The organism is Dyella sp. C11 (assembly GCF_003121485.1).
Taxonomy (GTDB): domain Bacteria; phylum Pseudomonadota; class Gammaproteobacteria; order Xanthomonadales; family Rhodanobacteraceae; genus Dyella.
On record NZ_QAVX01000011.1, the window covers coordinates 100,658 to 114,381 of the forward strand.

Consider the following 13,724-nt stretch of genomic DNA (forward strand, 5'->3'; position numbering starts at 1 on the left):
AAGGCGGCCTTGCGGGCCGCCTTTTTTTCATTCTGTTCGATCGCGCTTACATGCGGTCGGCAGCAATCTTGATTTCAGTCTTGGCCTTGAGCGTATCGAGATAGCCCTGCGTGGCAAGAATGCCGTACGCCTGCGCCATCTGATCACGCAACGTGTTCCGCTGGTCCGGCGTGACCTTGCTCAGGTCGCCATCCTGCACCTTGTCGACGCCCACCAGCGCGTAGTTGCCATCCTGCAGCGACACGCGGGCAAATTCCGGCTTGCCGGCCGCCGGATGCGGCAGCAGGAAGGCCTGAGTCAGCACTTCCGGCGCCACGCCCTGCTGCATGCGAACGGCATTGGTCACCACTTGTGCGGTGCCGCCTGCGGACGCAGCCACAGCCTGCATGTCCTCGCCCTTCTGCAGGCGGGCCAACAAGGCATCGGCGCGCTTCTGTTCTTCGGCGGCGATGCGCTCGTCCAGGATCTTCTGGCGCACCTGATCGCGAACCTCGGCCAGCGGACGCACCGCCGCCGGCACGTGCTTGTCCACGCGCACCACGATGGCGTGATCCGAGCCCAGGTCGATCAGGCCGGAGTTGTTGCCCTGCACGAGTACGTCGTCCGAGAACGCAGCTTGCACCGTCTTGGGATCGGCAGTAATACCTTCACCGCCCTTGCGAGCGAACAGGGCCGTCGTCTTGATCGGCAGGTTGAGTGCCTGCGCAGCCTGGTCGAGCGTCGAGGGGTTCTGGTAGGTCTGGTCGGTCAGCTTGCCGGCCAGTTCGTTGTACTGGCGATCGCGCTCGGTCGACAGGTAATCCTTGGCGATCTGGTCGCGCACTTCAGCGAACGGCTTGGCGTCGCCGCTGCGCACGTCGCGCAGCCACAGCACGTGATAACCCTCGTCTGACAGCACGGGCTTGGAAACCTGGCCCTTCTGCAGCGAGAACAGGGCCGAGTCGAAAGCGGCGTTGGTCACGCCCTTCTCCAGCCAACCCAGGTCACCACCCGAACGCTTGGAGCCCAAGTCGTCCGAATCCTGCTCGGCGAGCTTGGCAAAATTCTCCGGGGTTGCCTCACCGGCAATTTTTTCGGCCTTGGCCAGCGCAGCCTTCTGCTGATCCGGCGTGGCGTTCTTGGGCACGTTCACCAGGATATGGGACACCAGGCGCTGTTCGGGCTGCACGAAACGCTGCTTCTGATCTTCGTAGCGCTTCTTGAGCTCGTCTTCGCTCGGCTGTGCATCGATCTTCAGATCGGCGCCATTGACTTCGATGTACTTGAGCGACACCTGCTCCGGGTTCATGAAGTCCGCCTGATGCTCCTTGTAGTAGGCATCGAGCTGCGCGTCCGTCACTTCGGTATCGGTCAGCGTCGGTCGCGGCACGGCGAACCAGCGAAGGTCGCGACGCTGGTACAGCAGGCCCAGGTAGCGGTCCATGTCGGCATCGGTAATCACCGAGCTCGCGATGATCGCGCGCGGCAGCAAGCCCGGCTCAAGCGAGGCGCGCTGGCTGCTCTCGAACGTCGCGGGCGTCATGTTCTGCGCGGCCAGGATGGCGCGGTACGTGGCCGGATCGAACTGGCCGTTGACCTGGAAAGCCTGCTGGCTCGCAATGCGGTCGCGCAGCTCGGTGCTGGAAACCTTGAGGCCAAGATCGTCGTTTGCCTGGCGCAGCAGCTGCTCGTTGACCAGCTGGTCGAGAATCTGGCGCTTGGTTTCAGGCTTTTCGAACTCGGCGGCATCGAACTGCTCGCCCATGCGCGCCATGGCGTCACGGCGTGCCTCGTTCATGCGGTCCTGAAAATCGCGCTGGCTGATTTCGTGCTTGCCAACCATCGCGACATACGTTTCGGTGTGCGAGGCGAAATACGACTCGATGCCGAAAAACGAGATAGCGAAGACGCAAATGCCCAGAATGACGATGGACGGCCATCCGTGAAGCTTGGTACGCAGTGCCTGCAGCATGGAAGTGTTCCCGGGCTCTCGTTGTTCGGTGCACCAAAGTGCGGGGTACTCAAATGGCAAGGGCGCCACACGGGCGCCCTTGCGAACTGTGGCGGAGCGGACGGGACTCGAACCCGCGACCTCCGGCGTGACAGGCCAGCATTCTAACCGACTGAACTACCGCTCCACGTATTTCTGGTGGGTGCTGTAGGGATCGAACCTACGACCCTCGCCTTGTAAGGGCGACGCTCTACCGCTGAGCTAAGCACCCGAAACCAAGCAAGTAGCCGCTTAGTTTAGGGCATCCTTCAGGGTCTTGCCAGCCTTGAATGCCGGAACCTTCGAGGCCTTGATCTTGATCGTCTCGTTGGTGCGCGGATTGCGGCCGGTGCGGGCAGCGCGCTTGCGCACGGTGAACGTACCAAAGCCGACCACCGACACGTCCTCACCCTTCTTCAGCGCCTTCTGCACGGTCTCGAAGAAAGCTTCGAGAGCACGGCCGGCGTCAGCCTTGGTGAGTTCGGCCTTCTCGGCAATGGCATTGATCAGATCGGTTTTATTCATTGAGACACTCCCTTAAACGGTTATGCAGCCCGCGTGGTCATTCTGGGACCAGGCGACGTCACCTTGTGACTAGCACGGGACATCACCAAGCAACCCCGCATCACTGCGCACCTTGCTTGGCGTCAGGCTGCGGTGTCGCCTTTATACCAGCGGCCACCAAGAGTCCGCAATGACAAGCAATACCAAGGGTTCGCGCGGTTCAGCATGCTTCGTAAACGCTTGCAAAGTGTGTGCTGAAACGCTATGCAGCCATGACATTTTTTAGTGTGATCCAGACACGAAAACGGGCGGTTGCCCGCCCGTTTTCGGTGACGCCTGTCACGGGTCAGTGAGGCCGCGTGTACGACTCCTTGGATTCGTCCTGCGACTCCTCGCGCGGGGCATCCGCCTTGGGCTTGTCTCCGTCGCCAGCCTGACGCGGCTGCAGTGCGCGCTCCAGCGCAATGTCCAGCACCTCATCGATCCAGCGCACCGGATGGATATCCAGCGACGCGGTGATGTTGTCCGGAATGTCCGCCAGGTCCTTCTTGTTTTCGTCCGGAATGATCACGGTGGTGATGCCGCCGCGATGGGCTGCCAGCAGCTTCTCCTTGAGACCACCGATGGGCAGCACGCGGCCGCGCAAGGTGATCTCACCCGTCATCGCGACCTCGGAGCGCACTGGTACCTTGGTAAGCGCAGAGACCAGCGCCGTGCACATGGCAATACCCGCGCTCGGACCATCCTTCGGCGTCGCGCCTTCCGGCACGTGGATATGGATGTCGTACTTCTCGTGGAAGTCCGCCTCGATTCCCAGGCGTTCGGCGCGAGCACGCACCACCGACAACGCCGCCTGGATCGATTCCTTCATCACGTCGCCCAGCTGGCCGGTGTGCACCAACCGTCCCTTGCCGGGGACAATGGACGCTTCGATGCTGAGCAGATCGCCGCCCACCTGGGTCCAGGCCAGGCCGGTGACCAGGCCGACTTCGTTCTGCAATTCCTTGCGACCGAAATCGAAGCGACGCACACCCAGGTAGTGCTCCAGGTTCTCCGAATTCACCTTGACGCGACCCGGAGCGGCGCTCTTCGTTTTGGACGTCTTTACGGCCGCAACCGACTTCTTCGACGCCGCCTTGGCGGCCTTCTTGACCTCGCCCAGCGCAAGCTCCTTCACCACCTTGCGGCAGATCTTGGAGATCTCACGCTCAAGGTTGCGAACGCCCGATTCGCGCGTGTAGTAACGCACGATATCCCGCACCGCCTCCTCGTCAACGCTGAGCTCCTCGGGCTTGAGGCCATTGGCCTTCAGCTGCTTGGGCAACAGGTAACGCTGGGCAATGCCAAGCTTCTCATCCTCGGTGTAACCCGGAATGCGGATGACTTCCATGCGATCCAGCAGCGGACCCGGGATATTCAGCGAGTTCGCGGTGGCGATCCACATCACCTCGGACAGGTCGAGATCGACTTCGAGGTAGTGATCGTTGAACGTGTGGTTCTGCTCGGGATCGAGCACTTCGAGCAGTGCCGATGACGGGTCGCCACGGAAGTCCATCGACATCTTGTCGATTTCGTCGAGGACGAACAGCGGGTTCTTCGTGCCCACCTTGTTGAGGTTTTGCACGATGCGACCCGGCATCGAACCGATGTAGGTACGGCGATGGCCGCGGATCTCGGCTTCGTCACGCACGCCGCCCAGGCTCATGCGGACGAACTTGCGGTTCGTCGCCTTGGCAATGGACTGGCCCAGCGAGGTCTTGCCCACGCCCGGCGGACCCACGAGGCACAGGATCGGGCCGCGCATCGTGTTCACACGCTGCTGCACGGCGAGGTATTCAAGGATGCGCTCCTTGACCTTCTCCAAGCCAAAGTGATCGGCGTCGAGTACTTCCTGTGCAAGCTGGAGGTCCTTGCGGACCTTGCTCTTCTTCTTCCAGGGCACGCCCACAAGCCAATCGAGATAGTTGCGCACCACGGTGGCTTCGGCCGACATGGGCGACATCTGCCGCAGCTTGCCGAACTCCTGGCGAGCCTTCGCCAGCACCGGCTTGGGCATGCCGGCGTTTTCGATTTTCTTCTGCAGCTCTTCGATTTCGTTCGGGCCATCCTCGCTCTCACCGAGCTCCTTCTGGATGGCCTTCATCTGTTCGTTGAGGTAGTACTCGCGCTGGCTCTTCTCCATCTGCGACTTCACGCGGCCGCGGATGCGCTTCTCCACCTGCTGCAGATCCATCTCGCCATCGACCAGGCCGATGAGCAGCTCAAGGCGCTGCCCGACGTCCGAGGTTTCAAGCACTTTCTGCTTGTCCGCCATGCGCACCGAAAGATGTGCCGCAATCGAATCCGCCACGCGAGAGGGGTCGTCGATGCCTGACAAGGTGGCCAGGACTTCCGGCGGCAGCTTGCGGCTTTGCTTCACCAGCTGCTCGAACAGCGACACAAGCGTGCGCGACACGACGTCGAGCTCACGCTCCTTGTTGCTGTACACGGGCTCGATGACGCGCGACGTGGCCGTCAGCATGCCGCCGTCTTCGTCGTAGTTCTCGATCTGTACGCGCGACTGCCCTTCCACCAGCACCTTCACGGTGCCGTCAGGCAGCTTCAACAATTGCAGCACGCCAGCAAGCGTGCCGATGTCATGAAGATCGCTGATCTTCGGATCGTCGATGTCCGGGCTTTTCTGTGCGACCAGCAGAATCTGGCGCTCGCCCTCCATGGCACGCTCCAGCGCGCGCATGGACTTGTCGCGTCCGACGAACAGCGGAATGACCATATGGGGATAAACCACCACGTCGCGCAGCGGCAACACTGGCAGTGCATCCAGCGTGGCTCCGGCGACCTGAGGGTTGGGGGCGGTCTTTGCCATCGAAGAGAATCTCTCGTGATGAAATACGTCTTTGCACCGACACTGCGCCGGGTGCATCTGTACGTCAAGTGGTGGCGAACGCCCTTGCACACAAGTGCATGAGCCGCCACGCAAACAAAATGGCCCCGGCATTTCTGCCGGGGCCATTCACGTTACGTTTCGCGCTTAAAATGATCAGGCGGCGTCGCCGCCCTCACCCGCTGCGCGCGGCTGCTTGAGGTTGCCGCGATAGATCAGGTAGGGCTCAGCCTGACCTTCGATGACGGCATCATCGACCACGACCTTGCTGACGTGCTCAAGCGACGGCAGTTCGTACATGGTATCCAACAGCACCTGTTCGAGAATGGTGCGCAGACCACGAGCACCCGTCTTGCGCTTCAGCGCCTTGCGGGCAATCGCCTGGAGGGCTTCCGGTCGGAACTCCAACTCCACGCCTTCCATTTCGAACAGTTTCTTGAACTGCTTGGTGACGGCATTCTTCGGCTCGGTGAGGATCTTCACCAGCGCGGGCTCGTCGAGTTCATCCAGCGTGGCAACCACTGGCAAACGGCCAACGAACTCGGGAATCAGGCCGTAACGCACCAGATCCGACGGTTCCACATCGGCGAGCAGCTTGCCGAGGTTTTCCTTGCGTTCCTTGCTGCGCACTTCGGCCGAGAAGCCGATGCCCACGGTTTCGGAGCGCTGCTGGATCACCTTCTCCAGGCCGGCGAATGCACCGCCACAGATGAAGAGGATGTTCTTGGTGTCCACCTGCAGGAATTCCTGCTGCGGATGCTTGCGACCGCCCTGCGGCGGCACCGAGGCCAGCGTGCCTTCGATGAGCTTCAGCAGCGCCTGCTGCACGCCTTCGCCGGACACGTCGCGCGTGATCGACGGGTTTTCGCTCTTGCGCGAAATCTTGTCGATTTCGTCGATGTAGACGATGCCCGACTGCGCCTTGTCGACGTCGTAGTCGCACTTCTGCAGCAGCTTCTGAATGATGTTTTCCACATCCTCGCCCACGTAGCCCGCTTCGGTCAGCGTGGTGGCGTCGGCGATGGTGAACGGCACGTTGAGCAGGCGCGCCAGCGTTTCGGCCAGCAGCGTCTTGCCCGAGCCGGTCGGGCCGATCAGGAGGATGTTGGACTTGCCCAGTTCGACTTCGTCGCTCTTCTGACGCGACTCCATGCGCTTGTAGTGGTTGTACACGGCCACGGCGAGCGCCTTCTTGGCGCGCGTCTGACCGACCACGTACTGGTCAAGGGTTTCCATGATTTCGCGGGGCTTGGGCAGCTGGCTGCGCCCGGAGGCGGCCTTTTCCTCAAGCTCTTCGCGGATGATGTCGTTGCACAGCTCTACGCACTCATCGCAGATGAACACGGAGGGACCCGCGATCAGCTTGCGCACTTCATGCTGGCTCTTGCCGCAGAAGGAGCAGTAGAGAATCTTGCCGCTGTCGTTTGAACGGCCCTGACGGTCGTCGCTCATGCCTGGATCCTGCTCTTGAATCGATTGCGGTTTGAGAATAGCACAGCGTTCCGCGTCTGCAGCGAGACGCGGAACAGCCTGCAAACCTGATACCAGGTGCCTGAAATCAGGCGGATTTCACCGATTCGACGGCACGACGGTCGAGCACCTGGTCGATCAGGCCGTATTCCTGGGCGGCCTCGGCGCTCATGAAGCGGTCGCGCTCCATGTCCCGCTCGATCTTGTCCAGCGGCTGACCCGTATGCTGAACGTAGATATCGTTCAGGCGGCGGCGCAGGTACAGGATTTCCTGGGCCTGGATCTCGATGTCGGTCGCCTGGCCGCGGGCACCGCCCGACGGCTGGTGAATCATCACGCGCGAGTTCGGCAGCGAGTAACGCTTGCCCTTGGCGCCGGCCATGAGCAGCAGCGACGCGGCGCTGCAGGCCTGGCCGATGCACATGGTGCTGACATCGGGCTTGATGAACTGCATGGTGTCGTAGATCGCCAACCCGGCGGTGACGGCACCGCCCGGGCTGTTGATGTAAAGATGGATGTCCTTGTCCGGGTTTTCCGACTCAAGGAAAAGCATCTGCGCGACCAGCAGGTTAGCCACCTGATCGTTCACTTCGCCGACGAGGAAGATCACGCGCTCCTTGAGGAGGCGCGAATAGATGTCGTACGAACGTTCGCCGCGAGCGGTCTGCTCGACGACCATCGGTACCAGGTTGAGGTTTTGGATCGGGTCCATAGCCATGCTTGTCGCTCTCCGGTTGATTCGCCTGAAGAATGCCTCAGGCGTTGACCGGGCGCATCACCTCGTCGAAGCCCAGGTTCTGCACGGTGGTCGCCGCGTGATCGGCAACCCACTCTGCCACCTGATCTTCCATGACGCGATTCTGCAGCCCGGACATCAATTGGGGGTCGCGGTTGTAAAGTTCAACAACCTTCTCCGGCTCCTCGTAGGTCGAGGCGATGGCAGCCAGCTGCTCGGCCACGCGGCTGCGGTCGATGACCAGCTCCTGCTTGCGGGCAATCTCACCCATCAGCAGACCGGCGATGACGCGCTTGCGGGCCACCGGCGTGGCGGCCTCGATCAGCTGCGGCGGCACCTGCTGGCCACGCGGGATGCTGTTCTGGGCCAGCGCATGGGCCTCGGACTGCACCATCACGTTCGGCACGTCGATATCCGGGTGCGCATCGGCCAGCTTCTCGGCCACTTCGGACTTCAGGCGGGCCATCAGCGTCGCCTTCAGTTCACGCTCGAGGTTGGCGCGCACTTCCTTGCGGAACTTCTCCAGGTCACCGTCGGTGATACCGAACAGCTGGGCGAAGTCGGCATCGACTTCCGGCAGCTTCGGTTCCTGCACCTTGATGATCTTGAAGTGGCACTGGGCCGTCTTGCCAGCCAGGCCTTCGTTGCGGAAATCGGCCGGGAACTCGACGTCGGCGTCGAATTCTTCGTCAGCCTTGCGGCCGGTCAGCACTTCGTCCAGCGCCTTGAACAGGGTGCCCGAACCCAGCACGCTGCCAGCGCGCTCCAGACCTTCGGTCGGGAAGCGGTAGTCGCCGGCCTGTGCCGAGTATTCGAACATCACGAAATCGCCCTCGGTCGAGGCACGCTCAACCGGGTCGAAGCTGCGACGCTGCAGGCGCAGGGTCTCGATCATCTTTTCGATGTCGGCGTCGGTGACTTCCGCAACCGGGCGGCTGACTTCGATCTTGGCAACGTCGATTTCCGGGAATTCCGGCATCACTTCGAAGGTCGCGGTGTAGGCGATCTCGCCGTTTTCCGGACGACCGGTGGTATCGATGGCCGGGTTGGCGATCGGACGAAGGTTTTCCTGGTTGACGGCTTCGCGCAGCGTGCTGCCGATGAGGTCGGACAACACTTCGCCGCGAACCTGGTCGCCGAAGCGCTGCTGGATCACCGCGGTCGGCACCTTGCCCGGACGGAAGCCCTTGAGGCGCACGGTGCGACCCATTTCGGCGATGCGGGCGCTCACCTGCGATTCGAAGCGCTCTGCGGGAAACTTCACCGTGAGCTTGCGCTCGAGCTTGCCGACGTTTTCAACCGAAACCTGCATGACGTCTCCTGGTGTACCGGTAAGGGCGCCCGTCAAAGGCGCCTGGCGGCTCGGGGCCGCCTGCAAATAAAGAAAACCCAAGGGATGGTGCGAAAGGAGGGACTCGAACCCTCACGGGGTTACCCGCTGGAACCTAAATCCAGTGCGTCTACCAATTCCGCCACTTTCGCATCAGAACAACCAAGAGGAAGTGTCCGTAAGCCACGGATTTCCAACGGAATCACTAGGTCAAAAAACCTTGAACCCCGCCCCGCAAGCTTCCGGGCACACCGCCCTAAGTCGATGATTCCCTTACACGAAAGCAGGACATTTTACGGTTCGTGACGGCCGCAGCACAAGCGGGTCACAACAGGGCAAACCGAAGCGTCTCGACATATTTGCGACCTGTCAGGAAACCACTACAGCTCGCGCAAAACGCGAAAGCCCACGCGACCACTGCGTACGCTGGCATCCACACCCTGGCGGTAGGCCGAACGTACCTGTTCCGGTGAGCTGCCCCACGAACCGCCACGGACCACCCGAGACCCGCAACCCGGGTTGACCCAGGCCGAACCATCGCGGGGCGCGCGAAGGTAGCTGTCGTGCCAGCAGTCCTGCACCCACTCCGATACGTTGCCGTCGATGTCATACAACCCGAACGCATTCGGCGCGAAATTCCCGGCCGGGGCCGGCCCCCAGTAACCGTCGCGGTAGCCCTGGAACGCATTGCTCCATCGACGACCGCTCGGCGAGCGATCTCCAGCACCGGTGAGATTCTCCACCTTGCTCGCCGGCGTGCCATCACCCCACCAGTAACGTGTCGTGGTGCCACCGCGCAGCGCGTATTCGAATTCCGCCTCGCTCGGCAGGCGATACGTCTTGCCGGTGCGCTGGCTGAGCCAGTCCACGTAAGCCTTGGCGTCGGCCCAGGACACGTTGACGACAGGGAGCCGGCCATCCGCATTCTTGCCGGCGTAGTCGTCCTGCCAGCTTGCGCTGGTGTCGTCGCGCATGGCGCCCGTGGCCTCGTCGTACACGCTGGCGCCGCCCATCTTGACCGAGTCGGGCTGATAGCCACTGGCGCGGACGAATTCGCGGAACTGCGCCACGGTGATGGCGGTGCGCGAGAGCGCGAAACCCTTGCCGATGGTTACCTCGTGCTGCGGCGTTTCGGCGTCTTCACGCCCCGCCTCGCCGTCAGGCGCGCCCATCTGGAACGTGCCCGTGGGAATGACGACCATCGAGGGTGTCTGTCCCGGAATGTCCGCGAATCGATCCGTGAAGACCTGCCCCGGCTTGTAGTTCGCATAGAGGCGCGCATTGACGAGGCGCTCACTGAAGTCATTGAGACCCGCCAGGTCCGGCGTGATCACCTTGGCCTGCTCCGCCAGCTGCTGTGCCATCGGAAGATTGCCGGCATCCAACGCCGAGCGCGCCTGCGCCAGGAGGCCGGTGGAACGCGCCTGCCGCATGCTGTCGACACGGGTGTGCACGTCGCGAAGCGCCGGCGAGTCGGGCGCCACCTGCGCGGCTTCGGCCAGGGCCTGATCGGCGGCCTTGAAGTCATTCTGCGCGACCGCGGCCAGCGCGCGATCAAGCACGGCACGTTGCACCTGCAACGTGCCCTGGGCCGCAACGGCATTGTCCGGGTCCAGCTGCTGCACCTGGCGATAAAGTTCCAGCGCGTTGTTGCCGGCCGGCTGGTCGGCGTTGCCCTGCTGCAACAGCGCCGCGGCCTTGGCGAGCAACGGGCGCACCTGGGCCAGCGTCTTCATTTTGATTTGCAGCTGATTGACGTCGTCGCCGGCGTCGGGAATGGCCTTGAGCGCGTCGAGCAACTCGCCTGCGGAATCGGCGTCACCCACGGCAACGTCCTGGTTGATTTCCGCCACCAACCGCACACGGACCTCGAACAAACCCTGTGCCGCGCGACGGCTGTCGGGCTTCAACTTCAACGCCTGCTCGTACAGCGACGCCGCGCTGTTCTGGTCGCCTGCCAGCTGCCCTGCCTTCAATGCCTTGTCGGCACGCGTGATCAGCGCCTCCACTTCAGGTGTGTCCGCGCTCAGCTGTTCGGGAAGATTGGTGTTCTTCTTGCTCAAACGGGCCACCACGACATCGGTGGGCGCAAGCGTCAAGGGCGGCCCGGCATCCACTTCCGACGGCTCGGGCAGGCGCGCGGGTGCGCCCGGCACGACGGCCTGCGCCGGCCCCAGGTTCATGGCCCGGCGTGACGACGTCGCCGATGGCTCGACATGGAACACGCGCGGAAAGAAGTGGTAGACGAGTGCCAGCGCCAACACGACGACACCCAAGGCTCCGCCGAGGGCTCGCTGTCGTCGTACGGTTTCCTTGCTCGGCATGTTGGGCGTCCCTGAGGCGGCCTGCTATGGTGGGCGATCTAAACCATAGGCACAAACCGATGTCAGGACAATGCGCAGATGCGTGTCCTGTGTCGACGGGAAGACGCATGCAAGAAGAAACCACCCTCGCGCCCCACGCTGCCTGGATCCAGCACCGTGACGACCTGCACGCCTGGCTTGCCACGCTGCCGGGCGATGCCGCGCTGGGTTTCGATACGGAATTCATGCGCCGGAACACGTTCTATCCCCAGCTTGCGCTGGTCCAGCTGGGCTGGAACGGACAGTACGCCTTGGTCGACCCCGTCGCCTTCGACATCGGCGACGCGCTGCAGCCGCTGATCGGGCAAGGCGATGCGGTCACGGTGATGCACAGCGCCAGCGAAGTCCTCGAAGCGCTCTCGCCGTTTTTGCCGCATGGCCCCCGCACGTTGTTTGATACCCAGATTGCCGCCGCTTTCGTCGGCATGGGCCTGGGCATCAGCTATCGCGCACTGGTGGCCGAATTGGCTGGCGCGGAACTCGACAAGGGCGAAACGCGATCGGATTGGCTGCAGCGCCCGTTGACCGAGTCGCAACGTGCATACGCCACGCTGGATGTGGTGTACCTCAAGACCGTGCACGAGCAACTGGCGGAGCGACTCGCGCAGCGCGACCGCGCCGCCTGGCATGCCGAAGATTGCGAACGACTCAAGCAGCGTGCGTGCTATCGCGGGGGCGATGCGCAACCGCAACGCACGTTCCGCAGTGCGTCCGATTGGCGTCCCGAACAGCGCGCCCTGCTCCGTCGCGTGCTGTTGTGGCGCGACCAGTCGGCGCGCACGCTCGATCGCCCTCGCCCGTGGCTGCTGGAAGATGCGGCCGTCATGAGTCTGGTGCAGCAGCCTCCGCGCTCTGCCGGCGAACTCGACGCCCGCACGCGTGGCCAGCGCGCGCTGCGTTCCCCGCAACGCGTTGAATTGCTCGACGTTCTGCAGCGCGCGGTGGATGCCGACGAAATCGCCGGCACCGATACCATTCCCGAAGCACCACAAGGCGAAGCAAAACGCGCCCTGGCCGCCATGAAGGATTGCGTCGACAAGCAGGCCACCGAGCTCGACCTTCCGCCCGGCCTGCTGTGCCCTCGCAAAGTGCTGGAAGAATACGTGGTGACGGCCCAGTGGCCGGAATTCCTGGAAGGCTGGCGTCGCGCCATCCTCGCGGAACCCTTGAGCAAGCTGCTGCCCTGAAGACCGGCGGGGGCTTGGCGAACGCGGGAAGTCGCTGGTAACATCGTTGGCTCGTGTGGGGCCATAGCTCAGCTGGGAGAGCGCGTCGTTCGCAATGACGAGGTCGGGAGTTCGCTCCTCCCTGGCTCCACCAAAGTTCTTGAAACAAGACAGCGCTCATGCCCCGGCATCGAGCGCTGTTTTGTTTTTGGGCTTTCGCCGATCAGTTGGCCAGTGGCGGCTCGACCACGGAAGGTCGCTGCACGCTCAAGGCCGTTCCGGCCGCCGCCACGATGATGGCCACGATGGCCAGCCATTGAAGCGTGGTCAGCTGCTCGCTCAAGAGCACCACGCCCGCCACGGCGGCAATGGCCGGCTCCAGGCTGAGCAGCGTGCTGAAGGTGCGTGCCGGCAAGCGCGTGAGCGCGATCATCTCCAGCGAATACGGCAACGCGGAACTCAGCAGCGCCACGCCCAGTGCATAGGGCAACAGAGACGTGGACAGCAATGCACTGCCTGCATGGGCGACGCCGAAAGGAATCACCAGCAAGGCGCCCATCGACGTGCCCCATGTCACGGCATCGGCGCCATGCGCATCGCCGGCCTTCTTGCCGAACACGATGTACAGCGCCCAACCCAGGCCTGCGGCAAGCGCGTACATCACACCGACCGGGTCGAGCGAATGCACTTCGCCATGCAAGGGCAGCAGCAGTGCCAGTCCGACCACGACCAGGGCGATCCACAGGAAATCCAGCAGGCGCCGTGAACCGAACAGCGCCAGCGCCAGCGGCCCGGTGAACTCGAGCGCTACGGCGATGCCCAGCGGAATGGTGCGCAACGACATGTAGAACACCAGGTTCATCGCACCCATCGACAAGCCGTAGGCCCACAGCGCGCGCCAGTTGGGTTGTTGCCCCAGTCGACGCCAGGGGCGACGCCACAGCAGCAGAATCAGCGCACTCAAACCCAGTCGGTACGCTGTTGCACCCTGCGCGCCCACGGCGGGAAACAGGTGCTTGGCGAGGGATGCGCCGCACTGGTAGGACACCATGCTGATCAGCAGCACGCCGATCGCCAGCGTGACCGGGCCAATGGAAGAACGTGGGGACATGGAGAAAGTCGCGGCGGAACGTCTTTCCATGATGCCTGCAGAAGCTTGCGAAACCTATCGCTTCCGACCAGGCGCAAAGCGCGCTGCTGACACCTTCCGTCAGCAGATGCTGTCGAGGCACACGCCACACACGTCGAAAGAGTTTGCGCTATCGCTGACTGCAAGGAAAACGACAGCGGCATGCCCCTTGA

General features: G+C 62.9%; 9 protein-coding genes and 4 tRNA genes. 2 read left to right on the forward strand and 11 right to left on the reverse strand.

Going from position 1 to position 13,724, the window contains the following annotated elements; all coding sequences use genetic code 11:
- Positions 1 to 46: 46 nt before the first annotated feature.
- The 10 genes from DK366_RS12220 to DK366_RS12265 form a co-directional block, all read right to left on the reverse strand.
- Positions 47 to 1,951, reverse strand: coding sequence for a SurA N-terminal domain-containing protein (locus DK366_RS12220; protein ID WP_109125824.1), 1,905 nt, complete (start codon positions 1,949 to 1,951; stop codon positions 47 to 49).
- Positions 1,952 to 2,040: 89 nt separating this feature from the next.
- A tRNA-Asp gene (locus tag DK366_RS12225) sits at positions 2,041 to 2,117 on the reverse strand.
- Positions 2,118 to 2,126: 9 nt separating this feature from the next.
- Positions 2,127 to 2,201 (reverse strand) — tRNA-Val (locus DK366_RS12230).
- Between the two features lie 20 nt (positions 2,202 to 2,221).
- Positions 2,222 to 2,494: an HU family DNA-binding protein gene (locus tag DK366_RS12235; RefSeq protein WP_102302650.1), complete on the reverse strand. Its 273-nt coding sequence runs from the start codon at positions 2,492 to 2,494 to the stop codon at positions 2,222 to 2,224.
- A gap of 325 nt (positions 2,495 to 2,819) precedes the next feature.
- Positions 2,820 to 5,339, reverse strand: coding sequence for an endopeptidase La (gene lon / locus DK366_RS12240; RefSeq protein WP_109125825.1), 2,520 nt, complete (start codon positions 5,337 to 5,339; stop codon positions 2,820 to 2,822).
- Positions 5,340 to 5,513: 174 nt separating this feature from the next.
- A complete protein-coding gene (gene clpX, locus DK366_RS12245) occupies positions 5,514 to 6,809 on the reverse strand; it encodes an ATP-dependent Clp protease ATP-binding subunit ClpX (RefSeq protein ID WP_109125826.1) in 1,296 nt (431 codons plus the stop codon).
- 106 nt (positions 6,810 to 6,915) lie between these two features.
- Positions 6,916 to 7,545: an ATP-dependent Clp endopeptidase proteolytic subunit ClpP gene (gene clpP, locus DK366_RS12250; protein ID WP_109125827.1), complete on the reverse strand. Its 630-nt coding sequence runs from the start codon at positions 7,543 to 7,545 to the stop codon at positions 6,916 to 6,918.
- A gap of 37 nt (positions 7,546 to 7,582) precedes the next feature.
- Positions 7,583 to 8,875, reverse strand: coding sequence for a trigger factor (tig, locus tag DK366_RS12255; RefSeq protein ID WP_109125828.1), 1,293 nt, complete (start codon positions 8,873 to 8,875; stop codon positions 7,583 to 7,585).
- An 85-nt stretch (positions 8,876 to 8,960) separates the two neighbouring features.
- Positions 8,961 to 9,045 (reverse strand) — tRNA-Leu (locus DK366_RS12260).
- Positions 9,046 to 9,273: 228 nt separating this feature from the next.
- The gene (locus DK366_RS12265; RefSeq protein ID WP_109125829.1) at positions 9,274 to 11,217 is read right to left on the reverse strand and encodes a formylglycine-generating enzyme family protein; all 1,944 of its coding nucleotides are present in this window, start codon (positions 11,215 to 11,217) and stop codon (positions 9,274 to 9,276) included.
- Positions 11,218 to 11,324: 107 nt separating this feature from the next.
- Between DK366_RS12265 and rnd the strand changes: the two genes are divergently transcribed.
- Both rnd and DK366_RS12275 read left to right on the forward strand, forming a co-directional pair.
- Complete coding sequence (gene rnd, locus DK366_RS12270) at positions 11,325 to 12,443, forward strand: ribonuclease D (protein ID WP_109125830.1); 1,119 nt, start codon at positions 11,325 to 11,327, stop codon at positions 12,441 to 12,443.
- Positions 12,444 to 12,500: 57 nt separating this feature from the next.
- A tRNA-Ala gene (locus DK366_RS12275) sits at positions 12,501 to 12,576 on the forward strand.
- A 69-nt stretch (positions 12,577 to 12,645) separates the two neighbouring features.
- On the opposite strand, the gene rhtA is transcribed toward DK366_RS12275, so the two are convergent.
- Positions 12,646 to 13,533, reverse strand: a complete 888-nt coding sequence (rhtA, locus tag DK366_RS12280) for a threonine/homoserine exporter RhtA (RefSeq protein ID WP_109125831.1) — start codon at positions 13,531 to 13,533, stop codon at positions 12,646 to 12,648.
- Positions 13,534 to 13,724: the final 191 nt, after the last annotated feature.